Annotated in this window: 26 protein-coding genes and 3 pseudogenes; 5 read left to right on the forward strand and 24 right to left on the reverse strand. The window is 39.3% G+C overall.

What is annotated here, in order from left to right:
* Window positions 1-165 precede the first annotated feature (165 nt).
* The 7 genes from LMF89_RS14800 to LMF89_RS14830 all read right to left on the reverse strand — a co-directional run bounded on the left by LMF89_RS14800 (window position 166) and on the right by LMF89_RS14830 (window position 4,484).
* Window positions 166-690, reverse strand: coding sequence for a permease (locus LMF89_RS14800; protein WP_229535770.1), 525 nt, complete (start codon window positions 688-690; stop codon window positions 166-168).
* Between the two features lies 1 nt (window position 691).
* On the reverse strand, window positions 692-1,168 hold the full coding sequence (locus tag LMF89_RS14805) for a permease (RefSeq protein WP_229535771.1): 477 nt from the start codon (window positions 1,166-1,168) through the stop codon (window positions 692-694).
* 16 nt (window positions 1,169-1,184) lie between these two features.
* Entirely contained in the window at window positions 1,185-1,520 is a 336-nt protein-coding gene (locus LMF89_RS14810; RefSeq protein WP_229535772.1) for a PadR family transcriptional regulator, read from the reverse strand.
* Window positions 1,521-1,869: 349 nt separating this feature from the next.
* A complete protein-coding gene (locus LMF89_RS14815) occupies window positions 1,870-2,130 on the reverse strand; it encodes a hypothetical protein (protein WP_229535773.1) in 261 nt (86 codons plus the stop codon).
* Between the two features lie 262 nt (window positions 2,131-2,392).
* Window positions 2,393-3,250: an NHL repeat-containing protein gene (locus tag LMF89_RS14820; protein WP_229535774.1), complete on the reverse strand. Its 858-nt coding sequence runs from the start codon at window positions 3,248-3,250 to the stop codon at window positions 2,393-2,395.
* A gap of 55 nt (window positions 3,251-3,305) precedes the next feature.
* Window positions 3,306-4,292: an aldo/keto reductase gene (locus LMF89_RS14825; RefSeq protein ID WP_229535775.1), complete on the reverse strand. Its 987-nt coding sequence runs from the start codon at window positions 4,290-4,292 to the stop codon at window positions 3,306-3,308.
* 21 nt (window positions 4,293-4,313) lie between these two features.
* Entirely contained in the window at window positions 4,314-4,484 is a 171-nt protein-coding gene (locus LMF89_RS14830; protein WP_229535776.1) for a 4Fe-4S binding protein, read from the reverse strand.
* Between the two features lie 90 nt (window positions 4,485-4,574).
* Here LMF89_RS14830 and LMF89_RS14835 point away from each other — a divergent pair, with 90 nt between their 5' ends.
* Entirely contained in the window at window positions 4,575-5,453 is an 879-nt protein-coding gene (locus LMF89_RS14835; protein ID WP_229535777.1) for a helix-turn-helix transcriptional regulator, read from the forward strand.
* Between the two features lie 128 nt (window positions 5,454-5,581).
* Here LMF89_RS14835 and LMF89_RS14840 read toward each other — a convergent pair whose 3' ends face one another.
* Window positions 5,582-6,481 (reverse strand): aldo/keto reductase, encoded by a 900-nt coding sequence (locus LMF89_RS14840; protein ID WP_229535778.1) that lies wholly within the window; start codon window positions 6,479-6,481, stop codon window positions 5,582-5,584.
* Window positions 6,482-6,673: 192 nt separating this feature from the next.
* Between LMF89_RS14840 and LMF89_RS14845 the strand changes: the two genes are divergently transcribed.
* The 3 genes from LMF89_RS14845 (at window position 6,674) to LMF89_RS14855 (ending at window position 9,628) form a co-directional block, all read left to right on the forward strand.
* Complete coding sequence (locus LMF89_RS14845; protein WP_229535779.1) at window positions 6,674-6,952, forward strand: winged helix-turn-helix transcriptional regulator; 279 nt, start codon at window positions 6,674-6,676, stop codon at window positions 6,950-6,952.
* 635 nt (window positions 6,953-7,587) lie between these two features.
* The gene (locus LMF89_RS14850; protein ID WP_229535826.1) at window positions 7,588-8,214 is read left to right on the forward strand and encodes a response regulator transcription factor; all 627 of its coding nucleotides are present in this window, start codon (window positions 7,588-7,590) and stop codon (window positions 8,212-8,214) included.
* Entirely contained in the window at window positions 8,198-9,628 is a 1,431-nt protein-coding gene (locus LMF89_RS14855) for a sensor histidine kinase (protein WP_229535780.1), read from the forward strand. Before LMF89_RS14850 ends, LMF89_RS14855 begins: the two co-directional genes overlap by 17 nt.
* Window positions 9,629-9,669: 41 nt before the next feature.
* Here the strand turns inward: LMF89_RS14855 and LMF89_RS14860 are convergent, their stop codons facing one another.
* The 8 genes from LMF89_RS14860 to LMF89_RS14895 all read right to left on the reverse strand — a co-directional run bounded on the left by LMF89_RS14860 (window position 9,670) and on the right by LMF89_RS14895 (window position 16,279).
* Window positions 9,670-9,819, reverse strand: a complete 150-nt coding sequence (locus LMF89_RS14860; protein WP_229535781.1) for a hypothetical protein — start codon at window positions 9,817-9,819, stop codon at window positions 9,670-9,672.
* A gap of 93 nt (window positions 9,820-9,912) precedes the next feature.
* On the reverse strand, window positions 9,913-10,317 hold the full coding sequence (locus LMF89_RS14865) for a GtrA family protein (protein ID WP_229535782.1): 405 nt from the start codon (window positions 10,315-10,317) through the stop codon (window positions 9,913-9,915).
* Complete coding sequence (locus tag LMF89_RS14870) at window positions 10,301-11,101, reverse strand: glycosyltransferase family 2 protein (protein ID WP_229535783.1); 801 nt, start codon at window positions 11,099-11,101, stop codon at window positions 10,301-10,303. The genes LMF89_RS14865 and LMF89_RS14870 overlap by 17 nt, the downstream gene beginning before the upstream one ends.
* 20 nt (window positions 11,102-11,121) lie before the next feature.
* Window positions 11,122-11,307: a hypothetical protein gene (locus LMF89_RS14875; RefSeq protein WP_229535784.1), complete on the reverse strand. Its 186-nt coding sequence runs from the start codon at window positions 11,305-11,307 to the stop codon at window positions 11,122-11,124.
* A gap of 109 nt (window positions 11,308-11,416) precedes the next feature.
* The gene (locus LMF89_RS14880) at window positions 11,417-12,280 is read right to left on the reverse strand and encodes a lysophospholipid acyltransferase family protein (protein ID WP_229535785.1); all 864 of its coding nucleotides are present in this window, start codon (window positions 12,278-12,280) and stop codon (window positions 11,417-11,419) included.
* A gap of 243 nt (window positions 12,281-12,523) precedes the next feature.
* Entirely contained in the window at window positions 12,524-13,543 is a 1,020-nt protein-coding gene (locus LMF89_RS14885) for an NAD-dependent epimerase/dehydratase family protein (RefSeq protein ID WP_229535786.1), read from the reverse strand.
* Entirely contained in the window at window positions 13,543-14,736 is a 1,194-nt protein-coding gene (locus LMF89_RS14890) for a nucleotide sugar dehydrogenase (protein WP_229535787.1), read from the reverse strand. Before LMF89_RS14890 ends, LMF89_RS14885 begins: the two co-directional genes overlap by 1 nt.
* Before the next feature lie 25 nt (window positions 14,737-14,761).
* On the reverse strand, window positions 14,762-16,279 hold the full coding sequence (locus tag LMF89_RS14895; RefSeq protein WP_229535827.1) for an ArnT family glycosyltransferase: 1,518 nt from the start codon (window positions 16,277-16,279) through the stop codon (window positions 14,762-14,764).
* A gap of 271 nt (window positions 16,280-16,550) precedes the next feature.
* Here LMF89_RS14895 and LMF89_RS14900 point away from each other — a divergent pair.
* Window positions 16,551-16,817: pseudogene (locus LMF89_RS14900) on the forward strand (transposase); the annotation flags it as partial.
* Window positions 16,818-16,973: 156 nt separating this feature from the next.
* Here the strand turns inward: LMF89_RS14900 and LMF89_RS14905 are convergent.
* The 8 genes and pseudogenes from LMF89_RS14905 to LMF89_RS14930 all read right to left on the reverse strand — a co-directional run bounded on the left by LMF89_RS14905 (window position 16,974) and on the right by LMF89_RS14930 (window position 24,848).
* Window positions 16,974-18,842 carry an ABC transporter ATP-binding protein gene (locus LMF89_RS14905; protein ID WP_229535788.1) on the reverse strand — a complete coding sequence of 623 codons (1,869 nt, stop codon included), beginning with the start codon at window positions 18,840-18,842 and terminating at the stop codon, window positions 16,974-16,976.
* Window positions 18,839-20,566, reverse strand: a complete 1,728-nt coding sequence (locus LMF89_RS14910) for an ABC transporter ATP-binding protein (RefSeq protein WP_229535789.1) — start codon at window positions 20,564-20,566, stop codon at window positions 18,839-18,841. The genes LMF89_RS14905 and LMF89_RS14910 overlap by 4 nt, the downstream gene beginning before the upstream one ends.
* Window positions 20,567-20,607: 41 nt before the next feature.
* Window positions 20,608-21,048 carry a MarR family winged helix-turn-helix transcriptional regulator gene (locus tag LMF89_RS14915; RefSeq protein WP_229535790.1) on the reverse strand — a complete coding sequence of 147 codons (441 nt, stop codon included), beginning with the start codon at window positions 21,046-21,048 and terminating at the stop codon, window positions 20,608-20,610.
* A gap of 404 nt (window positions 21,049-21,452) precedes the next feature.
* Window positions 21,453-21,557, reverse strand: coding sequence for a helicase C-terminal domain-containing protein (locus tag LMF89_RS26250; RefSeq protein WP_369412612.1), 105 nt, complete (start codon window positions 21,555-21,557; stop codon window positions 21,453-21,455).
* A gap of 7 nt (window positions 21,558-21,564) precedes the next feature.
* Window positions 21,565-21,699: pseudogene (locus LMF89_RS26255) on the reverse strand (hypothetical protein); the annotation flags it as partial.
* The gene (locus LMF89_RS14920) at window positions 21,699-21,995 is read right to left on the reverse strand and encodes a hypothetical protein (RefSeq protein WP_229535791.1); all 297 of its coding nucleotides are present in this window, start codon (window positions 21,993-21,995) and stop codon (window positions 21,699-21,701) included. The gene LMF89_RS14920 and the pseudogene LMF89_RS26255, both read right to left, overlap by 1 nt.
* Before the next feature lie 259 nt (window positions 21,996-22,254).
* The gene (locus LMF89_RS14925; RefSeq protein ID WP_229535792.1) at window positions 22,255-23,280 is read right to left on the reverse strand and encodes an aminotransferase class V-fold PLP-dependent enzyme; all 1,026 of its coding nucleotides are present in this window, start codon (window positions 23,278-23,280) and stop codon (window positions 22,255-22,257) included.
* A gap of 263 nt (window positions 23,281-23,543) precedes the next feature.
* Window positions 23,544-24,848 (reverse strand): annotated as a pseudogene (locus tag LMF89_RS14930) (cation:dicarboxylate symporter family transporter).
* Between the last annotated feature and the right edge of the window lie 163 nt (window positions 24,849-25,011).

Consider the following 25,011-nt stretch of genomic DNA (forward strand, 5'->3'; position numbering starts at 1 on the left):
CTTTCCAGACGGGAGTCCCACCCGCTATACACCATGCGCTTCTTGGCGCACGGGATGTTCCTTTTCGTCAACATAGAGTTGTCAAAAAAGGACCGTCCCCAACTTTCTTTACAACTCTTATCTATATAAAGATAGTCTTATTTTTCGAGTCAACTTATTTTTTACTTAATCTGCATTAGCAACAATTAATGATATAGCTTCTTTAGAGACTGTTTTCTCAATATAAAATGCCATGAGAAGATATAAAGGTATACTGATTGCTATATGAATCAATGTGAAGTTTACTCCTAATGAAGCTGCTTCAAATACTACTATAGGAAGTTTTGTGCTTGACCATACGCCTAGAAAAAATATTACATTGGACAACTTCGCTCCTTTTTTTAGGAGAAGAACCCCCATTGGAAATGCTATATATAATGGTCCTGCCGCTATAGTTCCAAGTACGAAACCTATGAGAAGTCCAGTTGCCCCTGATCCATGGCCCATATATCTTATCAAGGTTTCCTTTGGAACCCAGATATCCATCAGGCCCATAATAATAAAGATCGGAGGAATTAATAAAAGCATTTCCTTCAAATTTGATAGTGTAATATCAAATGCATTTTTACCAATCTTATTATTTATAAAAAAGATTGTTATTTGTATTAAAAGAAATAGTAGTGCCCATTTATATACTTTCAATAGTTTCATTTTACATCACCATCCCTATTACAGCAGTAAATACTATACAAATCATAAATGATAAAACAATTCGTTTTACAGCGATATCCTTATTAAAATATTTTATCTCTGCTGGAAAAGAGACAATACCAACAGCCATGATTGTTGAAACCAATGCAGCAACTTGCATATAGCCAGCCCCGGCTTTAAGCAACGTCCCTCCTAGAGGAAATGCCACGAAACTTGGAAGTGATACAATAGACCCAATTATTAATGCTATAATTGCACCTAACACACCAGACTCTGATCCGATCAGAGTTGTAATTACACTTTGGTTAAGAACAGCCAAGGTGATTCCTATAAAAAGCATCATTGCAAGCACAATTGGAACCAATTTCTCAAATGACATCCACGCAACTTTGATGCTTTTTTTAGTTTTGTTCTTGTCCTTAATAAATGAAACTAGCAATAAAATTCCGGCAACTGAATATAAAACACTTGATACCATTTCACACCACCTTTTCCTAAAAATCTAATCGATCAAACTCAGATAGAAAGTATTCAAGATTTCTTTTTCTTTCCTCAATATCATTTTTAAATTCTTTAAGCAGCCTACGTCCTTGTCCTGTTATGGTATAACACTTTCTTGCAGCTCCTGGATTTGCTGTATCCCAGCAAGCTTCAACAGCATCTGATTTTTCTAATTCAGAAAGTGCGCGGTAAATAGCAGGCCCATCTGCTTTAATATATGGCATGGACTCATTCATTTTGCTAAGCAACCTAGAACCATGTGTACTCTCTTTAGCTAAAAATAATAATATAAATGCCGGCAAATGACGGCCATAATTTAATTTATTCATAAAAATCCCCTTTATTTTAAATCAATACATATGTGTTAATCGCATTATAGTGTTTAAAACATTATAATGTCAATTGAATTTTTACCCTAAGACTGTTTCCTTTATCTTGAAACAACTCGTTTTACCATCCATTTATCTCTATTATTACGACAATTCGGGTTTTAGCTAGTGAAGCTATCCCAAACCTTCTAAAACCACATAAAGCAAAAAAGCCACGAAATTCGTGACTTCATAAAATCTGGATTTATATGGTGGCGACGAGGGTAACCGCCCCGCTGGACTGTCTGTCCCCATATCTCTCCCATTTATTCTAAAATAGTTGCTTTTATCTGGACATTGTATATCAAGATTACTCTACTCTTTTTTCATCCTGTTTTGTCAAAAGTTTAGGATTTATAAAATGTCCTGCTAACATTGACAGTACAAATGCAATAATTTTTGTAGTAATTGATTTCAAAAAGGGTAAAGGTATTAATGGCTTTGTATAGCTTTCCTGAAGTTCTCTTTGACTTTCTTCTTCCCTATATTTACAATAGGCTTTATTGGCTATTTTTTCTGCTTCATCTTCTTCCAAACCTTTTGCGTAAAGATTAACTATTACTTTTTCCAAACTTCTTCCGCTTCTTAATTGACGTAACACGGTGAAATAGTTTTATTGTAGTTCATCATCTTACCTCACTTCTTCCTATAATTTTCTACAAAATTATATCTAAGCCGTCCCTAAAACCTCACCTTCCATAGTAAATTCAGAGGGCAGTTCCCCAAATGCAAATAAACCCACAAATGATAAACTATGAGATTCCATAAAAAGCAAAAATATCCTGCCAAATTCTTGTAAAACTTAGTGAATTGGCAATACAGGATTCTCCGTGTTACCAGACTAATCGACGGACACTCCCATCTCCCCACGTTCCGACAAAGAGCTGCCCGGACGAATTGAAGGCCAGTGCTACAGGACTTTTCAAACCACTCACAATGGATGTGACTTCTCTCCCATTAGCAGTTATCTTTTTTACAGTCCCACCACTGGCATCTACTGCAAGTATTTCCCCACTAGTTGTTGCAACAATACCACAGCCTGCTGACTGAAATTCAGTTGATATTGTCTGAATTTCTCCAGCCACAATCCTTGTTATGCCATACCCATAATTAGCCACATATAAGCTTCCATCTGCATGTTCAACTACACCAACCGGAGTATGTAGCCCCCGGGCGATAATACTACTCTTTCCACCTGATTCCACTCTGACGATCTCCCCACTACTCCGGTTAGTCACTAACAAGTCACCCTTTCTGTTAAAGGCAATACCTGTTGGAGTATGCAGGCCTTTTGCGTAAACACTGATATCACCAGACGGACTGACCCGATAAATGCTATCTTTGTAGTCCGAAACATAGACAAAACCAGCTGCATCACAGGCTAGTCCCGCTGGCGAGCCACTTATTGAGGCCAATACTGAACGTTGACCATTCCTGGTAATTCGCTCTACCGTCCCGCCACTCCAATTGGCCACATACATTGTGCCTGCGGAGTCAAAAGCGATCGCAGTCGGCGAACGAAATCCATCTATTGTATTTGTGTCTGTGTGTATAGCATCTGCTATTTGATCTTGGCCAGTTTCACTAGGTAACACTTGTTCCAAAGATTTTATTTCCTGGCAACCGATGAATAGAACGATTACCAACAGCCCAACTCCCACCCAAGCTATTTTCTTCATTGAGTTACCCATAGACGCTCCTCCGTATAGAACTGGATTACATTTATTTTAGAATCCACATACTTCATTAGGCTTCCACTCCTACCATCCCTGCTTCTGTATAACGGTCTCCTAACACAGCTTTTATAGGTACTGCAGATTCAATTTCACTGATTTCTTCAGCACTTAATTCAATAGTTACTGCTTCTATATTATCCATAAGATATTTGTGCCTCTTGGTGCCTGGAATAGGAACGATGTCTTCACCTTTTGCCAATACCCAAGCCAACGAAATCTGGGCGGCTGTCACTCCCTTTTGCTCGGCAATCTTTGCTAGCCGATCAGCAAGTTTTAAGTTATGGACTAAGTTTTCACCTTGCAAGCGCGGCATGCTTTTCCTGAAATCGCTTTCCTTCTCCAATAGAGCCTGATTCAATTGCCCAGTAAGTAGACCGCGACATAGAGGACTGTATGCAACAAAACCGATACCTAATTCTCGCAGAACCGGCAGCACTTCATTTTCAATATGGCGGGTCATAAGCGAGTATTCTGACTGAACCGCCGTCAGTGGGTGCACGCTGTGAGCCCTTCTAATAGTGGATGCCGAGGCCTCGGATATGCCAATGTATCGGACCTTGCCCTGCTGGACCAGATTAGCCATTGCGCCGATCGTCTCCTCGATTGGAACGTTTACATCAATCCGATGTAGATAATACAAATCAATTACGTCCCTTTTCAGCCTCCGCAAACTGGCCTCAGCCGCCTGTTGGACATATTCGGGGCGTCCACTAATTTGTCGTTCATAAACCCCTGGTTCTCTTACGATGCCGAACTTAGTAGCTACAAATACATCACCGCACCATTCTTTTAGAATATCACCCAGCAACTCTTCATTTTGACCGTTAGCATAACAATCAGCCGTATCCAGAAAGGTAACCCCAGATTCGAGGGCCCCTAACAGAGTCTTTCGCGATTCTGCATACTCGCTTTTACCGTAGAATTCACTCATTCCCATACAACCTAAGCCAACTGCCGATACTATTGGACCAAATTTCCCTAAAATTCTTGTTTTCATATTATTAATCTCCTTTAATTCTTATATTGAAATTATTTTTATAGCTGCCTCATCTAGCGGACATGCATTCTCACAGGCACCACACCCAACACATTTATGAGAGTCAACATATGGGCGCTTGCGATCATCAAGAACTACCGCGTTTACCGGGCATTGTTCTTTGCAAATAAGACACATCTCACGTCGGTTCATATCCCATATCCCCCCCAGTTGTTTTCGCCTAACGTTCGTGATACTATTATCTCAAAGGCATCATACTAATAATAGGAGTGAGTTTATCCTATGAGTAATACTACCTGTTTGGTAAACCAAGCTGTGGAAAAGAACCGCCGAATCGAATTGGCTAAATTCCTGCGCAACCGTCGTGAACGGCTAAACCCTAAAGAGTATAACCTCCTCGTCTCATTAAGAAGGCGGACCCTCGGACTTCGTCGGGAAGAAGTCGCACAACTGGCAGGAGTAGGCGTGTCTTGGTATACTTGGTTAGAACAGGGGCGTCCAATCACGGTATCCGAACAAGTACTAGAAAGTATCACCCACGTTCTCAAGCTGGACTGGGCAGAACGTCGGCATCTATTCTTGCTGGCACGGGATCATCCTCCCTCTCTGCCACAACGCAATGAAAACACTCCTCCCATTATCCCTGGTCTACAAGATATACTTGATGCTTTTGGTATTTGTCCTGCCTATGCATTGGACCGTTGCTGGAATATTGTCTCGTGGAATCGTAGCGCCTGTGAAGTATTCGTAGATTTCTCAACCCTACCTGCTCAAGAACAAAACTTCGTATGGCTGCTATTTACCCATCCCGCCATGACAGATAGGCTATTAAACTGGGAAACCCTTGCCAGGCGGTGCCTCGCGGTATTCCGCTTTGGTACCGATCAATATATTGGGGAATCATGGTATATAGAATTTGTTGAAAACATAAAATGCGCCAATCCCCTTTTCCGAGAGTGGTGGGAGCAATATGACATTGCAACAACTCCTCCGGAGCGAAAAGAATTCAATCACCCTAAAGTGGGGCGATTAGTTCTGCGCCCAACAGTACTGTCACTCCCCGCGGCGCCGGAACTAAAAATAGTCGTCTATACACCGTTTCCCGACGAAAATACAGCCGAGAAACTTGCTAAACTGATAAGACTGACTGGAACGAGCTAACATTAAACTATTTTTATAACAAAACAAAGCCCCAACCCCGCAAAGGGTTGAGGCCATTTTGCACTGTCTTCAGAAGCAATTATAACCATAGCAATTCACCAAACCTTAACCTAAGGGTAGTTGCTATGTTAGATAGAACAATTCATAGTTTCCATTAAATGTTCTATTGAAGATGTAGTAAGCAGTGCAACACTACCACCGAATTGCTGCATTATATATTTTAGAACCCATTGATTAGGACTCTTTTCTTCTTCTAACAGTTTCTTTAATTTTCTTTGATTAAACAATGTATCGTAACCCTCATGCAATATCTGCTGCTGATTATATTGCCCCTTAAGCAGAGGCGAATACGCAACCAATGTCAAGTCTCTATAATACTCGATGTATTTCTGCAATCCTTGATCCACTGCAACTTGAGGATAAAAATCCGTATCAATGGTTGGAGTTAGATAACTATATCGCTGTTGAATTGCATTAAAAAAATGATAATTGTATTTTTCACAAATTTTTCTAGCGCTTTCTATACGCCATGTATAAAAATTGCTGCAGCCAATTGCTCTAATCAATCCTTTGTCTACTAACTCTGATAAAGTAGCCATAGTTTCTTCCTGAGGCGTTTTAAAATCATCCACATGAAGATATAGTAAGTCTAAATAGTCTGATTGCAAGTTTTCTATGGATTCTTGTACACTCTTTAGGATTACTTTTCTACCTAATCCTTGCATATTTGTAAAATCATTAACATTCATATTGCCTGGCTTTGCACCGAGTTTGGTCGCAAGTATTATATTGCCTCTGTTACCTTCTTTTTTTAACCACCGTCCTATAGTCTTTTCACTTTCACTACCATCCCCACCATTCCAAACAGCATAGTTATTAGCTGTATCAAAGAAATTACCACCGCATCTAACATATGCATTCATTAGCTCAAATGCTTGTTCCTCATGAACTTTAGTCCCAAAATTAATACAACCAAGGCCTATCTGAGAGACCTTCAATGAAGATTTCCCCAAACTTATTTGATTCATATTAACACCCCCGCGTTAAGTATACTATCTAGTGGACTATCTAGAAATATGTACCTTTTTGTGGTATGGTATACTTTAAGTAACTATCAATTATTTATTGTAATTACAATTACTTAAGGAAGGTATTCTTTTTATGAAAGAATGGGAAAAAGATTGTCCAATATTATTAACCCAACGTCTTATATCTGGTAAATGGAAACTGTCATTATTTGGTTCTTAGCACAAAATAATGTAATGCGTTTTGGTGAACTAAAAAATGCATTTGATGATTCTCTATTGACACAAAAAATGCTCACACAACATCTTAAGGATCTTGAGCGAGATCATTTGGTAAACCGTCAAGTGTATAATGAAATGCCGCCAAAAGTAGAATACAGCCTAACTCCTACAGGTAAAAGCTTCATTCCCGTTTTAGAACACATGGAAAAATGGGGTCAGCATTATATGCATATACATACTGATGAAGCATAAATATTTGCAGCTTGTATTCCTCGTTAAATATTTATGCAGTTATAATACTGTTAATTCATGTAACATGTTAATTATAGAATTTCATAAAACAGGGGACAGCTCCGGCGAGTCAACTCAATAATCGAAATTTACTCTCCTTAATCTATCTTCTTGATATTGACCATAAACATAAAACTCCTGCACGGATTCGCGCTAGAATCCTTACAGGAGTTTCTTCGCTGTTATCAGTGATACGGTTTTGCGCATCATCTTTAACGGCGAATTTTAACTATTTGAGTCAAAGAACCGTCAGACCGTGTGAAAAGCAACCTCAAATGTCAAGGGGGACAGGTCCTTCGACACAGTGACTTTCTTATCTACAGCAGAAAGGGTCAATGTTATTATAAGCGAAGGATCGAAAATATCCACTACGACTTCTTCCCATCTCATTTTGATCTCATTACATTCTCATTAGACAAAGATTAGAATTAGATTAAAAAAAGTTATTTGCTCTTCCTATCTGTACAAAAAAATGTTCTTATATAATTAAGAAGTATTATTTAAGGAGGGATCGTTTTCATGTCGACGAAAAATACAACTATATTAATTGTGGAAGATGAGTGGAAGATGAGTGGAAAATCGCCCGTTTCCTGCAAATGGAACTGGAACACGAAGGCTTTACAACAATCATTGAAACCAACGGTCGCCGAGCTCTAGACCGGATTATCCAAGAAACCTTTGATCTCATCTTATTAGACATCATGCTTCCGGAGATGACCGGTATCGAAATCTGCCGTCGGGTTCGAGATATATCGGAAATCCCTATCATTATGATAACTGCCAAAAGTACAATCGAAGATACAGTAGCGGGGTTAGATATTGGCGCCGATGACTATCTAACCAAACCATTCGCCATTCAAGAACTTCTGGCCCGAATCCGTGCAACACTTCGTAAAAATGTGAGCAAGCGCCAAATAGCCGACGAAGGAAAATTAATAGTAAAAAATCTTATCCTATTTCCAAACCGTTACGAAGCACAGGTCGGTGGACAGCCCGTGGAATTGACAAAAAAAGAATATGGCCTCCTCGAATATCTGATCCGCAATAAGCACATCGTGTTGGAACGCGAACACATTCTACAAGAGGTCTGGGGGTATGAATATACAGGAAATACAAATGTAGTAGATGTCTATGTTCGCTATTTACGCAGCAAACTAGACGAACAGTTCGAAGAAAAATACATCCATACGGTCAGAGGAGTAGGCTATGTGGTCAAAGATTAAGAGTATTGCTTTACCCAATTCGATTAAATTATCAATACTCTATATCGCAATTTCATTGTGCATTCTATTCATCATCAGTTTAATTTCAGTCTGGCGAGTACAATATATCTTGTATTCTCAGGCACGAGACGACCTGGCTATAAGTGCCAATAACGTAAGGAGTTATATAGCAGAGGGTCATTCCTTGGATGAACATATGTTAAATGAAAATATTCTCGTACCCAATGTTATCCTCAGGGTCTTTGACGACCAAAACACCTTGCTACTAGACAATTCTCCCTACAAACTTAGCGCTCTCCAACTTCAGATGAAAAATCAGGAAGGCATTCATCTTTTTGAGAATGCTTTACTTAGTGAAAAAGTGTTGCCAGACTTCGAGGTGAACCATACTCATTTTTATTCCCTAAAGCAATCGGTACAACTAAATGAACATTCATATCAATTGCACTTTCTGAAAATAATCGCAGAAAATGATGACTTTCTAGAGAATTTATCATATATCATGAAAGCAAGCAGTTTCCTCGGACTATTGATTCTCATCATGTTAGGTCTATTTATCATCCGCAATATTTTGCGACCCATTCGCGATATAACGGAAATTGCTAAAGCTATCGAGATTAACGACCTAGGTAAGCGCATTCCTATTAGTGATAACAATAATGAACTGCACAAATTGGCAAAAACATTCAATCATATGTTAGATCGGCTTCAGATGGGCTTTGAACAGCAGCAGAGATTTGCTGCTGATGCTTCTCATGAACTGCGTACTCCCATCGCGGTTATCAGCGGCTATGCAAATATGCTGGACCGTTGGGGTAAACAAGATCCTGTTGTCTTAGAGGAAGGAATCAGCGCAATAAAATCGGAAGCAGCCAATATGCATGAACTCATTGAGAAGTTACTTTTTTTGGCACGAGCCGACCAAAGTAAACAGGTTCTGGACAAGTCTAACCTCGATATAAAGGATCTAATTAAAGAAATCGTACAGGAAACTCGCCTTATCGCCCCAAACCACTGTATACTTTTAATTAAAAATGATACTGCTGTTATTTATGCTGATTCTGCCTCCATCAAGCAAATGTTACGAATTTTTATCGAAAATAGTATCAAATATACGCCTATCGGTGGAACCATTTCGATCGCCTCACACCGAACCAGCACTTACTTAGCTATTACGATTCAAGATACTGGAATTGGTATATCACAAGAACACCAATCCAAGATTTTTGACCGTTTTTACCGGGTTGATACATCTCGTTCAAAGCTTACAGGTGGAACCGGCCTCGGTCTATCGATTGCACAATATATTGCCGAGCAGCACGATGGTGTCATTGAGTTGATAAGTATACCAGGTGAAGGTACTACAATTAGACTGCATCTTCCATTGTCTTTCGAAAAACAACTTACAGTATGAAATGTGTTTTTGTTTAACCTATATAGATGTCTAAATTATTCTCAATAAAATCTAAGTAGCGTTGTTTTATGATTTAAATATCCATTTAGCATTGCTTCTTTAGGACATATATCTTTAGATTTATGCAGATTTACGGCGCCAACAAGGTTTTCATCCGCATCCGCCCTTTCTTGTTTTAATTTATTTTCCATAAGCTAGCGAGAATGCTCCATTCAAACCTCTAGCATAGACATTGACCATTCGCATTTTATGAAGTGCCCGCTTATGTTGATCACCAGGTGATATTAAAAAGTCTGTCGGTACAGCCACCATCTTCGTATGGAAAAATTCCAGATAAACACGAGGCCTGTAGCTCCAATCTTGGCTGCCACCGGATGTACATGCGCTAATTTAATAGCTAAGGACATAATCAATAGGTCAAACAGCAATCCGGTCGTATTCATGGCTACTATACTTAATGCCTCAATTTTGGCATTGAACTTACACTGATTTTTAAAGACAAACTCTCTTCCCAAGAAAAAATTGACGATAACTGATACTACAAAGCTGCCGGAAGCCGCAGCAATATAATGAAGCCCGACCATTAGGTGGAGAGCGTAAAACAAGCCCCAGTCTACCAGAGCAGAGATACCGCCAACACAAAAATAGCGCAGAAACTGATTATACAGTCCGCTATTTGGGGATAACATTTTTTCCTTTATTCTGCTGGACCTGTACATATTTTACGTTAAACCATATTTTACACAGTGCAAATAAATACCATTTCAAGTAGAATGGCAACCATCTGAACAATAGAAAACGTGATTCCCCTGCTGTCCGGTCATACCAGGAAGAAGGAACCTCAGTTATTCGATAGCCATTCAAATATGCTTTTACCGTAATTTCCATGCCGATTTCAAAGCCACCGGTACTCTCAATTTGAATAGATTCAATGACAGCCTTATGATACATTTTAAAACTGTTTGATATATCGTGGGTAGGAATCCCTACTGCCCAGTGAAGACTTACACCGGCAAGGCGGGACAACGTTTTTTTAATGAACGGTCCCCCATATTGTTTCCCGCCTTCCATATACCGTGAACCGCAAACGAGATGATTGCCCTCTTTTACAATTTTATCGTACATTTCATCCACTACTTCCAGACTATCTGATAAATCGGCCATTAAAACTAACACTACTTTGCCTTCAAAGGTATGTAAACCTGTTTTTATAGCATTGAGCGCACCGCGGCCATAGATATTCTTTTTTAGCAAAATTGGAAAGTTATACTTTAAACGTACCTCGTTCACAACAGGTAAGGTGTTATCATCCTCGCAGTCATAGATAATCGTAAGCCGCTTTTCTGTCTTGACACTGCTCTCTATCTGATTAAGAAAATTTTGGATATTTGCCCCCTCGTTATATACTGGTACAACTACATCAAGCATGTTATCACCGCCTTGTTTCATTGTCTGCAGGGGAGTCCTGATCAAAGGACTCCTCTTTTACATATTTAAATATTCCCTGCCTTAACTTGCTTTTGTATCCAGGGGATGACTTCATCAAGCATATCGTTTAAATCCGACTTAGCCTCAAAACCAAGCAATTTTTTCGCCTTTTCTACGGCAGGTATCCGTTTTTGTACATCATAAACAAAGGGTGTATCCGATATGTAGCGGAATGGCTTGTCCCCATTCACCTTTTCCCAAATAGCTTCTGCCAGCTCCAATAAATAGGAAGGATACCGGCGATCTATTGCGTTTTCCCAAGCTTTTTACTGTCCATTTTCACTAATGGCTCACAAGCCATTATTCGTTTTTTTTAGTACGCCAACGATCCTGGAGCCAAAACCATTCGTGGGGCAAGCGGCGAATATGTTGTTCTAATATGGAAGACAAGTGCTGCATTGTATTGTATATGACCGTTTCTTTATTGACGGAATTGTCTACCCAAATAGGTGCTTGTAGTGTAATGTGATGTTTGCCGTTTGAGGCTTGACTGATGAATGCAGGCACTATTGGGCAGCCACACATTCTCGCTAGAACTGCTGCGCCGGGCGGAGTAGAAGTCCATCGGTCGAAAAATTTAACAAAAACTCCGGTGTCATGCCCGTCGACGTCAATAAAAATTAAAGGTATTTTGTTTTCACCCAATGCGCGAATGACATCGCGTAAGTTGTCTTTATATAGCACAGTGACATCAGGTAGTATATGGCGGAACACATTGATAAATCTATCGAAACTTAGATTTCTTTGACGCTTGGTTACGGCTACCATAGGAAATCCTTGATAAGCCAATGCCGCGCCAAGAAGCTCCCAGTTGCCGCAATGGCCTGTAACCATGACAGCGCCTTTGCCGCAATCTAGAGCGCTCTTCAAATGTTCAAGTCCTTGGAAGTTGACCATTTCTGCAATATTTTCTTTTGAAAGGCGTGGATATTGCAATAAGTCTGCCAGCATACCACCGAATCTTGTAATACTTGCTTTTCCAATTTGATAAGCTTCACTTTCAGTTGTGTGGAAAATTTCGCGAATATTTTTGAACATCATGCTTTTTCTGCGACTCGATACAGCTGCCCAGACAGCTAATCCTACAAATTTTGCTATCAGTGACTGAATAGTATTCGGAAGTATTAAAAATATCCGACTTATAAACATAGCCAGAGAATGCATACGATTCCTCCTTTTTTAGCTATTACTGCAACATATGCCGTATAGCGGTAAAATAATTAAATGTTACATCTTGAAGGATTATGCAGGGAATTGTTTTTCTGTCTTGATACTGATCTCTATCTGATTAAGCAGCTTTACGATGTTTGCCCCTTCATTGTATACTGGCACAACTAAATCAAGCATGTTAAAAACCTCTCTGTTTCATTGTTTGTAGGGGAGTCTTAATTCCGCCCCTTTACATATTTAAATATTCCCTGCCCTAACTTGCATTTGTATCCAGGGAATGACTTCATCAAGCATATCGCTTAAATTCGACTTAGCCTCAAAACCAAGCAATCTTTTCGCCTTTTCTACTGCAGGTATCCGCTTTTGCACATCATACACAAATGGTGTATCCGATATGTAGCGAAATGGCTTGTCCCTATTTACCTTGTTCCAAATGGCTTCTGCCAGCTCTAATACAGTAGTCGAAGCCGATGTTGACAGATTGAAGTCCTCATTATCTGCTTTTTTGCTTTCAATACACAGCGCAATTCCCTCTGCTAAATCACCGCCATAGGTGTAATGACGTATTTGGTTCCCAGCACCCAAAATATGAAGCGGATCTTGCCCCTTTAGTATTTTTTGCACCAGATCGGGAACGACATGGCTCATGGCTAGTTTAACATTTCCGGAAAAAATTTCTTTTTCATTTTTAGCTCTTCGTTCACCAGTTCCCACACAATTAAATGGGCGGATTATCGTATAGGGAAGTTTGTATTGTTCCCAGGCACCTTTAGCAAAATATTCGCACGCCAACTTTTGAAACCCATAAGTAGACAGCGGCGGCGGGCATCGTAATTGTTCGCCTTCCGGGCTGGGGTAAACGATAGTAGATTCATACACCATCGAAGAGGATAAGACATTTATCTTTTGTAATTTTTTATGTTGATGTGCCCAGATGGCAGCATCAAAGGTAGCTGCAGTAATTCGCTCATTTTCTGCGAGCAAATCATAGGCATATTCATGAAAATAAGTGATCCCACCAATCATCGCCGCAATTGCCACAACTTGATCGCAGTCAGCGATTAGTTCTTTCATCAGCTTAGTATCCTTAACATCGCCTTGGGCAAAAATATAATTGGGATGATGATCATACGATTTTTCTACAGGGCCATATTTACTATAGTTATCAATCCCTACAACCGAATGGCCGCGTTTCGATAATTCTTCCACCAGATAACCGGCTATAAATCCGGCTGAACCTGTGACAAGCAGCTTCATTATATTAGACCTCCTCTTCCCAACACATTCCAGATGTCGACAATAATCTTATTTTCCGGAACATTCAGCTCTCTATATTGTTTATGTGGTGTCGCAATAATCAAAATATCGGCTTCCTCAATGACTTTCGCTAGGGGCAGCAAGGAAGCATCAGTCACATAAGGGTCTTCACTCAAAACCTTGCCCGCATGGACTTGCAAGATTTTATGCAATTTGTACGACAAGGATTCACGGATATCATCAGAGTTGCCTTTAAATGCCATGCCCAAAATACCTACAGTCATATTTTTTAGCAGATATTTTGCTTTTAATTTTTGCACTACATAATTTGGTAACCCCTCATTGACTAGCATGGCTGAATGCCCCAGATAAAAGTTACCATTATTGAAAGCCCCCAGTTGCATCGCATCTTTAAACAAACAAGGCCCGGCGGCAAAGCCGGCTTTCGGTAAATCTTTAGCACGGTCATACTGGTGTGTTACCGCATGATGTACATTGTAAAAATCCAAGTTATAATCATTGGCAATCATATAAAATTGATTAGCGACAGCAAATTTAATATACCGCCAGACATTGGTAAACAGCTTAGCCAATTCCGCTTCGGTTGGCTGCACTTCCACCAGTTCATCCGTCAGCAAGCCAAATAAATCCCGGCATTTTTGCAAGCCTTCCGGTGTGAAGGACGAAATAATCTGTGGCAAGGAGTATAGCTCAGCCATAGCCTCACCTTCTAAGATCCGTTCTGGACAGAAGCAAACATTCATGGCTAATCCCGCTTCCCGTAACCAATCATTTACCCGCTCACTAATACCTGGATATACTGTGCTACGCAAAATCAAGGTTTGTCCATTGCGAAAATGAGGAATGCACTGATTCACAGAATCAATCATCACTTGGAATTTCGGGTTTAAATGTTCATCCACTGGTGTGCCAATAATCATAATTACAATCTCACTATCAGAAATTACATTCGGCGAATCTGAAAGTTTCAGCGTGCTGTCAGCAAGTACCTTTTGCAACACCTCACCAGCACCTTTTTCATGAAAGGGCATGTTCCCTTGTCTTACGGTATTTACTGACTCTGTGTTAATATCATAGACTATTACTTTTTTGCCACGCTCAGCCAGCGCTATGGATAAGGGCAATCCGACATGCCCACATCCTCCAATCACACATATATCATACATAAACATAGCTTCACCTCATATAATGTTAAAATTAGTGCGTTATATATTCTTCCGGAAAATATTTGTCGATAAAATAATTACCCTGCGTTGGTAGCCACGCCGGAATCTGATAATAGTTATTTTTGATCGGCCGTAAAACCTGTTCCTGGTAAACCTCATACTTAAATGCGTTACCTTCGATCAAATACAATTTTGTATTATCTAACCCTATTTCTTTAACAGAAACGGTTTGAAAATACGGCATGTATTTATTCTTATCAGGCGGCTTGGTGCAAACAATTATTATACTTTTTTTGTCAAATTGCCGAAAATCAGTGTATATATCATCGTGGCGGGCGTGAAACGAACCCGGCCCAAAGACACTTATATATTGACCTGTATAGTAATAGAGCAATACCGACTTAGAATAGCTTTCGGTAGTCAAAATATAATCCTTAGTATAAGGCTTGAGGCTATCCACTACTGCCTGGGGTTTAAGATAGAATAACGCTTGCTGATAAGTCTTGCTTTGTGTCAATTTTTCAGGTGGTTCAATCACGATGTACGCTATTAAGAAATTTATAGCAAACGTACACCCCGCCACCAACAACGACGCTTTGCGTAAAGTTGCTTCATTAAAGCGAAAGATGGTAAGAATGAACACAAATGGTATGAAAGCCAGCGGCCAGTGAATGCCAATTGATTTGGTGAAAGACAGCAGGGCAAATATGCCCAGAGGCACAAAACATAAAATGGAATGGTAACGTCGGAGTGACTCTGCAGCCACAAATTGCCGCGTTAATTTCACCGGACGAAGTAAGAAGTAGATCACAACAGGCGTCAGCAAAAACAGCAATTGCCCCAGATAAGCCAAGAAATATCCAAACTTAAAGGTGCCTATATCGTGATTTCGGTTAAATACATTAAACATAATATTCGACCAGGCATGAGTGTAGTTGTAGTATAGATTCAGCAGACCAAAAGGTATGGTACAAACAACCACAACGGCAAGCACGGCAAATCCCCGGCGATTACGCTGATAAATCAGCACATAGAAGCCATAGGCAATGAGAAGTAAGACTGAAAAATATTTTGATAAAAAAGCGCCCCCGAGGAAAATCCCTGCTAAAATTAAGTACAGCAGATTATTACGGTGCAGACCGTGATAAAAGCAGACCGCCGACAGTGAAACAAACAAACAAAGCGGCGTATCGGTGGTAACTAATATATTCATCATATTGAACGGTGATACTAAAAATAAGATTACCGCCCAGCGAGCGAGATTTTTATCGAGAACTTTTAACAGACTATAAATAACAGCACTAACAATATACGGGAACATAAGCGGTGGGAGGCGGAGGGCATACGGACTTGCGCTAAATTTCATAATTAGAGCAAGCAGCCAGCCAATCATTGGCGGATGATCATAAAAGCCGATATCCGGAAACGTTCCCCATGTATAGAATAAGGCCTCATCACCAGTGAACGGAATCACATACGCCAGCAAAGACTTTATCAGAAATGTTGCCATAACTGTTATCCATAAAAGCTTGTTAGTAGACAATAGCATCATCCTTTTTTAAAATATTAGAAACCCTAATAGTTTGCCGACTAAAACTATATGGCCTATAGAAGCGCCACTTTTATCTTTTCTATTTATTCTTTAAACGACTTTTCACTCCTCATTTTGATTGATGCTTTATAATACCCTTGGAACATTACACTCTCATTAGACAAAGATTAGAATTAGATTAAAGTTTAAGATCAAGCTACGATATCTTTAGCCTTGTTTATCAATTCAACTCCCAAAAAGACCGATCAAAATTAAATAGGTGGATACTGTGATTGAACGGCAACAGAGATTGTGTTTAAGTCCATATATGGCTATTTATGATCTGGTCTTTCCCAAGGATAACCTTTTGCGAAAAATTAACGAGTTAATTGATTTTTCTTTTGTTTATAATTAACTGATCAATAAAATTTGTCTAGATAATGGGCGCAATGCCATCAGCCCTATTCGTGTGTTCAAATATTTATTGTTAAAAACTATTTTTGACTTATCTGACGTTGATATTGTTGAACGATCAAAATATGATATGACGCTCCAATCTCAAAAAAAAGACGACTCTAAATTCAAGATTTGAATTTAGAGTCGTCTCCCATTGACCTTGTTACCCTCAAAAAATGCAAGGTGATGTACTCCCTACTTTTGAGATAATCGACAATTGATAATTCATAGCGTTGTTAATTCAATGGCCCTATTTTTATCCTACAAACTGACTGTTATACAGATCTGCATAGAAACAGTTCTGAGCAAGAAGCTCCTTATGGTTACCCATTTCAATAATACTGCCTTTGTTCATAACCAGTATCAATTCGGCCTCTCTAATCGTAGACAGTCTATGGGCAATAACAAAGCTAGTTCTTCCATGCATAAGTTCAGTCATCGCTCTTTGAATGTAAACCTCAGTTCTTGAATCAACACTACTTGTAGCTTCGTCAAGAATCAAGATTGTAGGATCTGCCAGGATTGCACGAGCAATCGTCAGAAGCTGTTTTTGTCCCTGGGAGATATTCGAAGCTTCCTCATTTATGATTGTATTATAGCCATCAGGAAGTGTTTTAATGAAGTGATGGGCATGAGCAGCTCTCGTTGCTTGTATAACCTCTTCCTCTGTCGCACCTTCACGACCGTAAGCGATATTCTCCATTATAGTACCGTTAAAGAGCCAGGTATCTTGAAGCACCATCCCGAACATACTACGCAGTGCACCACGCTCTATATCTCGGATATCTACTCCGTCTATCCTTATTCTACCATAATTTATTTCATAGAAGCGCATCAGTAAATTAACCAGTGTTGTCTTACCCGCACCGGTTGGCCCAACGATGGCGATTGTATGTCCCTGTTTGACATCAATATTGATGGCCTTTAGAAGGGGTACCTCTTCCTGATAGCTGAAATCTACGTTTTCAAATTTTACTTCTCCCTTAGGGAAGGCTATCACCTTAGCATCAGCACTATCTGGTACTTCATCCTCCTCATCGAGCAGTTCAAAGACGCGCTCAGCAGATGCCACCGTTGATTGAATAATATTCACTATATTGGCAGTTTGCACGATTGGCATGGTTAATTGTCTTGAATATTGAATAAATGCCAGAATATCACCAATTGTAATGATACCCTTCATTGCAAATAGAGCACCAACAACACTAATAATAATATATCCTAGATTGCTGACAAATCTCATTAAAGGCATGATTATTCCCGAAATAAACTGTGCTTTATAGCCAGCAGTATAGAGTTTAGCATTAATAGAATTAAAGGTTTCGGTGGATTCCTTCTCACGGCCAAAAGCCTTAACTATTTTATGCCCCGTATACATTTCTTCAACATGCCCATTAAGTTCCCCTAATGATTTTTGTTGAGCAGCAAAGTGTGATTGAGAGCGTTTGGCAATCATCATGGTTACTGCAATATAGAGAGGCAACGTCAGAATAACAATCAATGTTAATAAGAGACTTATGGAAAGCATCATAACTATAATACCGCCAATTGTCACAATGGAAGTAATGAGTTGAGTAAGACTTTGCTGTAGAGTCGTTGAGATATTATCTAGATCGTTGGTAACTAGGCTCAATATTTCCCCATGTGTTCTTCCATCAAAAAACTTAAGCGGCAAGCGTGAAAGCTTCTCATCCACTTCTTTACGCATATTATAAACTGTTTTTTGGGCAACTCCAGCCATAATATATTGTTGCAGATAACTAAATGCCCCACTAATAAGATATAACCCTAACAGAATGAATACGATCTGACCAATATACGTGAACTCCATAGTTGGAATAGGCTGATGCATCTTTAAAGCTATCATTTTGGCCTCAAAGCCTTCTGCTATTTTCGTTATCGCCCGGCCCATGATCTTGGGGCCAATAATACTAAATATTGTGCTTAAAATGGCAGCGATAAACACGATACTAAATTTAATTCTCTGAGGCTTTAAATATCCAAGCAGCCTGAAAAATGTCCCCTTGAAATTCTTTGCTTTTTCTACCGGTTTACCCAGGGATCCCATTGGGCCCCCTGAACCAAAACCTTTTTTGGATTTATCAGCATTACGTTCTTCACTCATGCTAATTCCTCCTCGTAAAGCTGTGAAGCTACAATTTCTCCATATACCTTACAGGTATCGATCAATTCTTTATGTGTGCCAATGCCAGATATCTGTCCTGCATCTAAGACGATAATTCGATCAGCATCCTTAACTGTTGAAATACTTTGCGCAATAATAAAAACCGTAGCATCCGCAATTTCAGGTTTGAGTGCTGCACGTAACCTTGCATCTGTTTTAAAATCAAGTGCGGAAAAACTATCATCAAAAATATAGATCTCCGCTTTTCTAATTAAAGCACGGGCAATTGAGAGTCGTTGCTTTTGTCCCCCAGAAACATTAGTTCCTCCTTGGGCAATCTCATGATCAAAGCCTGCTTCTACCCCTAAGATAAACTCTGTTGCTTGTGCAACATGAGCTGCATGTTCAATTTCTTCCATCGTCGCATTTTCTTTTCCGTATTTTATATTTTCAGCAATGGTACCTGAAAAAAGTACTGTTTTCTGAGGGACAAAACCAATCTTAGCACGAAGTGCTTGCTGGCTCATTGCACGAACATCAACACCATCAACCAAAATACTACCGCTTTCAACATCGTAAAAACGTGTAATTAAGTTAACCAACGTGGATTTCCCTGAACCAGTACCTCCAATAATTGCAGTCAATTCTCCTGGTTTTACGCTAAAGGTTATATTGCTCAGCGCTGGTTGATCTGCGCCAGGGTACCGAAAGGAAACTTTCTTAAATTCTACAAAACCTCTTTCACTACTGGCTAGTTCTATTTTTTCAGGATCAACGATGTCAAGATTCGTTGCAAGCACTTCGTTGATTCTTACTGCCGAAACTTGTGCACGTGGTACCATAATAAATAACATGACAAGCATGAGTAATGAGAATAATATTTGAGTAGCGTATTGAATAAATGCTAACAGTGATCCAATCTGCATGGTTCCATCCTCTATTCGAATCGCACCAAACCAAATAATTGCTACCGTTGTTAAATTCATAATCAGCATCATTGCCGGCATTAGTACAGCCATGATTATATTGACCTTAACTGCGTTATCCATAAGGTCTGCATTGGCATCATCAAAGCGCACTCTTTCTTTTTCAATACGATTAAAAGCACGTACCACTCTAATGCCCGTAATCTTTTCTCGTAGCACAAGATTTAATTTATCTATTTTTTTCTGCATAACCTTAAATAATGGCAAACCTCTTTTCAAAGTAATACCAATGACAGTGAACAGGATAGGAATTGTAACTACAAGTACCCAGGCTAACTCTTTATCCTGCTGCAGAGCCATGATCACTCCACCAATACAAGTTAAAGGCGCAGTAATCATCATACTAAAGATCAAAACCGATACTTGCTGAATTTGAGTCACATCATTAGTCGTTCTTGTAATCAGTGTGGCCGTTCCGAATTTATCAAACTCATGCAAAGAAAACTCTTCCACTTTAGTAAAAATTTTTTCACGTAATATGATTCCAAAACCAACGGCTGTTTTTGAAGAGAGATAGGTTGCAAGAATTGCGCATAAAGTTCCTCCTGCCGCAATAAGTAACATAAAACGGCCAAGATGAAGAATATAATCAACATCCTTATTCGCTAAGCCATTGTCAACAATATCTGCCATTAAGGTGGGTAAATAGAGATCTGAAAGCACCTGCACACACAATAATATGATAATAACAGCTATATATGTTGTATATGGTTTTAGGAATCTATACAATTTAAGCATTTACTTCGCTCTCCAATCTTAAATGATATAAGTGAGCTCATTCATTCTTCTCGGTTGCCTAGAAGTTTCTTTAAAGCATCTAAGCCCACAAATATTTTAGCAAGTTCTTCGGGAGTGCCTTTGTTCATTGTTTGTTCAATATTTTCCTCTAGCCATTTATGAAATTTCTGGTGCATTTCCGTAAAAGCAGGAGTTATACTGACATAAACGACTCTTTTATCTTTTTCACTTCTTTTTCTTTCTACCATTCCCTGCTTCTCAAGCCTGTCGACAATCCCTGATACCGTACTATTAGATAAACTAAGCCTCGTACCTAATTCTGTTATCTTAAGTTCTTTTTCTTTACTTAAGATAACACAAACCATGCTTTGAGGTGCAGTCATACCTATATCTTCAAAAACTTTACTCATCCTTTTTCTGAAAAGGTGCATTACTTCCTGAAAAAGTTTTGTAATTTGTGCGCCATCATGTAAGTTTTCCATTTTTACCGCCTTTCTATATGTTTCGTCTACAAATATTTTCTATGCTAATATTTCGTGTACGATATATCCAAATCGTACTTTATAAGTATGTTCTTGTCAAACAGTTTTTTTATAGTATCAAGAACTTATTATTACTCCAGAGTTGCAGCAGCAATCCGGATGCCCAATGGGCACTTCATTTGCCCAAATAGATCATAATAATATTCATTCTAATTAGTGATAACCATCCATTATATAAAAAAACACTCGTTTAAAGAGTGTTTTCCCATCCATCTATAATATTTATAATTTATTTGATTGGCGAATTGTCAAGCTCATCCAACCTAAATATAATCTTATTGAAAAGCAACAGAACATCCCCTTGCCTAGACCTGTACCTCTTTATTCGAAGTGTGAATCCTTACTTATCCCAAAATGCTTGAATCAATCAAAAGTACTACGCCTTTATCGTCTTCAGAACGAATTACACGCCCAGCTGCTTGTGACACTTTATTCATACCGGGATACATATACGCATATCCCTGGGTTTTCTTCCACCAGCACGTTATGTCCAGCTTTACTCAGGGCATCTACTCCTGCGAGTGTTAAGCCCACCCGGTTTTCATTGTTTTTTAAAAGCAGCTTGAATGCAGCGCGATATCTGCCCCCCATTAAGTCAGAGATTTCAAGCCGTTACTTCTAATTCGGCAGCTAATGTATTGACCTGATGAGCCATGTCGGCTAGTACTAGCTAGATCACCTATGCCGGCTGATAAATTCCTTGCTAGCACTTTCATGGTGTCATATCGCTCGACCGATTCGGTAAAAACTATTGCGCCACAAATTTCATCCTGCTTATCATATATTGGCACCGCACAAGCAATAAAATTAACTGAGTCATAAGGCTGAGCTTGCTTGATAAACGGCAACGCTTCCATCCAAAACTGTAAAAGCCCCTCTTTTTCCATATTTCACACTCCCTTTGCTAATGATGGAGTTGGAAAAACCGCTGCCCACGCCAGCATTCCTAGATATCCCGGCGAGCTTTAACAGAATCGACAAGTTCCTTTGTAGCCTTTAAAAATGTATCAATATTATCTATGGTATGGCAATGAAGTGGTGAGACTCTGATGGCACCGTCCATACTGAATGATTCAAGCATTCGCTTTGAATAAGGGCTGGTGTTTACTCTTTCATATACGATGACCCCTCTCTTTTCATACTCTCTCACCGTTTGTTGTATCCCAGATTCTCGATACCCATGGCAATGATAAAATCTTTCTTGGTAAAGTCTTCATAATCCAGAAATATTTTAACTCCTTTTATATTTCTTAGACCTGGGATTTTATCAGTTCCATTAAGCATTCTGGACATTAATGCTCTTTCTTGCAAAGCAATGCGGGACATGCCGTGAGCAAACAATTCACGACGGTCACTGCTGTCAATAAATTTGCTGCCAATCCAACATACATAATTTACTATTTCAGTGACTACGGCAAATTGCGCTGGTGCAGGGCTGCCAAGCTCCCAGTCTCCAGCTGGTTTGGCAATTAACTTATGATGAGGAAGCGCAGCTGCTCTATCAGATAACCAGGCAATTCCTGAACCTCTGCACCCAAAAAATTTGTACGGAGCAAAATTAATCCCGTCAACGGGGATTTTTTGCAGATTGATTACATCATGAGGTGCATGCTGTACTGCATCTACAATAATATATAAATCCGGCTTAATTTCACGGGCCTTTTTTACTATATTTTCAATGTCGAAGATAGCGCCCGAGATATTTGAAGCATACATAACACTCAAAAGACAAGTATCTTTATCTACTAATTTGACAACTTCCTCTACATCTACGCCAGCCGTTACAGGATTGCTTTTTGCTACCCGGAATTCTTTGCCTGTCAGTTTCGCATAATATTCGACTGGATCATAGGCCGAAGGATGTTCCAGTACCGTTGTTACAATATTGCTGCCACTTATATTTTCCGCAACAGCTCGAACCATATCAAACATGGCTTGTGAGGCTGTAAGTGAAGCAAAAACGCTGCCGCCTTTTACATTAAAAATAGTTCTTACGTCATTTGTCCCGTCTTCTTGTACTTTTTGTAAATATAATGCCATCTTGTGATTGCGCTCTGGGCAATCTGGAATCGCATCAATTTTTGAAAATTGTTCTACTGCTTTTTTGAGTCTGAATGAACCTCCTGCATTATCAAAGAAAAGTCTTTTACCAATAGTGGGATCATCTTCCACATAGTAAAACGCTTCCCGAATTTCTTTTAATAATTCATCTGAAAATAACTGCCTGCCTCAGTAATGATTTTGTTAGCCGATTCAGTCACTTACTATTCTCACATGTTAAAAGCCGCCGTATGATTCATTTGACAGGCTCCTAGTTTGGGCCGCCCCAACGTCCCCGTGTGTCTCCATCCATATACTAAACAGACATGTATCTTTGTCTATCAGAGCGGCCACATCTATTACAGCAATACCACCTGTTATTTTGCATGATCTTCTTAACTATTGCCTACGCCTTCAAGATATTTCTTTCCTTTTTCAGCATCGTATACGCCTTCCCATTTAGACATCAAAACAGTAGCCAATGCATGCCCAATTACATTAACCCAAGTTCGTCCCATGTCAAGAAGCCGGTCAATGCCTAAAATAAAAGCTGTCCCCTCTATAGGAATTCCCATAATTGGGAGTGTAGCAAGAATGATAATAAACGCCCCGCCCGGTATTCCTGCTGCTCCTTTTGATGTAATCATTAATACTGCAACTAATTTAATGAGATCTAAGGTTGTCAGTTCAATACCATACATCTGCGCCAAAAAGATAATTGCCAATCCCTCGTAAATCATTCCGCCAACCAGATTAAAGGTATATCCTATCGGAATAACAAATGTCGTTATGGACCTGGGGGATCCGAAAGCCTCTGACTTTTCAATCAACTTCGGCAATACGGTTTCTGAACTTGCCGTACTAAAAGCAAGAATAAACTCTGTTTTCATAATTTTAAAGAAGTCAAGAATATTTACACCAAACATTTTTCCTATTATTCCGTGTACACCAATGCCAAAGACAATTACCAAACCATATGTGCAAAGGGTTAATTTCCCCAACGGCACTAAAGATTGGACGCCAAACTTAGATACAGTAACCGCCATAGTGGCAAAAACGCCGTAAGGAGCAAGTTTCATCACTTGATTTGTAACCCAAAACATACCTGCAGATACTCCGTTAGCAAACTTAAGGATTACATCTCTGCCTGCTTGTGGAACATGATGTAAACTTAAACCAAATACAACCGCAAAAAAGATAATAGCTAAAAGATCACCATTAGATAAAGCACTAACGATATTCGTAGGAACGATATTAACAAATGTACTCACGAGACCGCTTTCGCCTAATTTTTGCACATTAGTTTCAAGATTGGAGAGACTTCCCTTTGACAACAAACTTAAGTCGACACCTGTCCCTGGCTGGAAAAAGATACCTACCATAACCCCCAAGCCAATGGCAATTAAACTCACAACTTCAAAATAGAATATAGTTTTAATCCCTAATCGCCCAATATGTTTTTATTCGCCATCATCGCCGCCGGCAATCCCTGTAACTAGAGTACAGAAGACAATCGGAACAACAATCATCTTAATTAATCTGATAAAAATATCTGCAATAGGTTTTAAATAAGATGAAACTAGCGGATTACCATAAAAAATAACTCCAACGATACTACCCAGTACGAGCGCAAACAATATCTGATATGCCAGTGGAATATTAGTTCTTTTTAATGTGTTTACCATACTATATCCTCCCATAATTATTTTTGTAACGTTTCTGCATCCGGAAATGATTACATAACTCCATTTTTCTTTTGAGGCGTTTGATTCTCCGATATATTACTTTTGATGGGAAGTGCTACATCTTATGGTTTTTTTATCCTTAGTCATAAGTTAATGACTAAGGATTTCTCTGTAAAAA

It is taken from the genome of Pelosinus baikalensis (genome assembly GCF_020819555.1).
GTDB lineage: Bacteria > Bacillota > Negativicutes > DSM-13327 > DSM-13327 > Pelosinus > Pelosinus baikalensis.

Coding starts and splice junctions, on each gene's coding strand:
- LMF89_RS14800 (WP_229535770.1), bottom strand. CDS start 690: ATGAAACTATTGAAAGTATATAAATGGGCACTACTATTTCTTTTAATA.
- LMF89_RS14805 (WP_229535771.1), bottom strand. CDS start 1,168: ATGGTATCAAGTGTTTTATATTCAGTTGCCGGAATTTTATTGCTAGTT.
- LMF89_RS14810 (WP_229535772.1), bottom strand. CDS start 1,520: ATGAATAAATTAAATTATGGCCGTCATTTGCCGGCATTTATATTATTA.
- LMF89_RS14820 (WP_229535774.1), bottom strand. CDS start 3,250: ATGGGTAACTCAATGAAGAAAATAGCTTGGGTGGGAGTTGGGCTGTTG.
- LMF89_RS14825 (WP_229535775.1), bottom strand. CDS start 4,292: ATGAAAACAAGAATTTTAGGGAAATTTGGTCCAATAGTATCGGCAGTT.
- LMF89_RS14830 (WP_229535776.1), bottom strand. CDS start 4,484: ATGAACCGACGTGAGATGTGTCTTATTTGCAAAGAACAATGCCCGGTA.
- LMF89_RS14835 (WP_229535777.1), top strand. CDS start 4,575: ATGAGTAATACTACCTGTTTGGTAAACCAAGCTGTGGAAAAGAACCGC.
- LMF89_RS14840 (WP_229535778.1), bottom strand. CDS start 6,481: ATGAATCAAATAAGTTTGGGGAAATCTTCATTGAAGGTCTCTCAGATA.
- LMF89_RS14845 (WP_229535779.1), top strand. CDS start 6,674: ATGGAAACTGTCATTATTTGGTTCTTAGCACAAAATAATGTAATGCGT.
- LMF89_RS14850 (WP_229535826.1), top strand. CDS start 7,588: ATGGAACTGGAACACGAAGGCTTTACAACAATCATTGAAACCAACGGT.
- LMF89_RS14855 (WP_229535780.1), top strand. CDS start 8,198: ATGTGGTCAAAGATTAAGAGTATTGCTTTACCCAATTCGATTAAATTA.
- LMF89_RS14860 (WP_229535781.1), bottom strand. CDS start 9,819: ATGGAAAATAAATTAAAACAAGAAAGGGCGGATGCGGATGAAAACCTT.
- LMF89_RS14865 (WP_229535782.1), bottom strand. CDS start 10,317: ATGTTATCCCCAAATAGCGGACTGTATAATCAGTTTCTGCGCTATTTT.
- LMF89_RS14880 (WP_229535785.1), bottom strand. CDS start 12,280: ATGCATTCTCTGGCTATGTTTATAAGTCGGATATTTTTAATACTTCCG.
- LMF89_RS14885 (WP_229535786.1), bottom strand. CDS start 13,543: ATGAAGCTGCTTGTCACAGGTTCAGCCGGATTTATAGCCGGTTATCTG.
- LMF89_RS14890 (WP_229535787.1), bottom strand. CDS start 14,736: ATGTTTATGTATGATATATGTGTGATTGGAGGATGTGGGCATGTCGGA.
- LMF89_RS14895 (WP_229535827.1), bottom strand. CDS start 16,279: ATGCTATTGTCTACTAACAAGCTTTTATGGATAACAGTTATGGCAACA.
- LMF89_RS14905 (WP_229535788.1), bottom strand. CDS start 18,842: ATGAGTGAAGAACGTAATGCTGATAAATCCAAAAAAGGTTTTGGTTCA.
- LMF89_RS14910 (WP_229535789.1), bottom strand. CDS start 20,566: ATGCTTAAATTGTATAGATTCCTAAAACCATATACAACATATATAGCT.
- LMF89_RS14915 (WP_229535790.1), bottom strand. CDS start 21,048: ATGGAAAACTTACATGATGGCGCACAAATTACAAAACTTTTTCAGGAA.
- LMF89_RS26250 (WP_369412612.1), bottom strand. CDS start 21,557: ATGTATCCCGGTATGAATAAAGTGTCACAAGCAGCTGGGCGTGTAATT.
- LMF89_RS14920 (WP_229535791.1), bottom strand. CDS start 21,995: ATGGAAAAAGAGGGGCTTTTACAGTTTTGGATGGAAGCGTTGCCGTTT.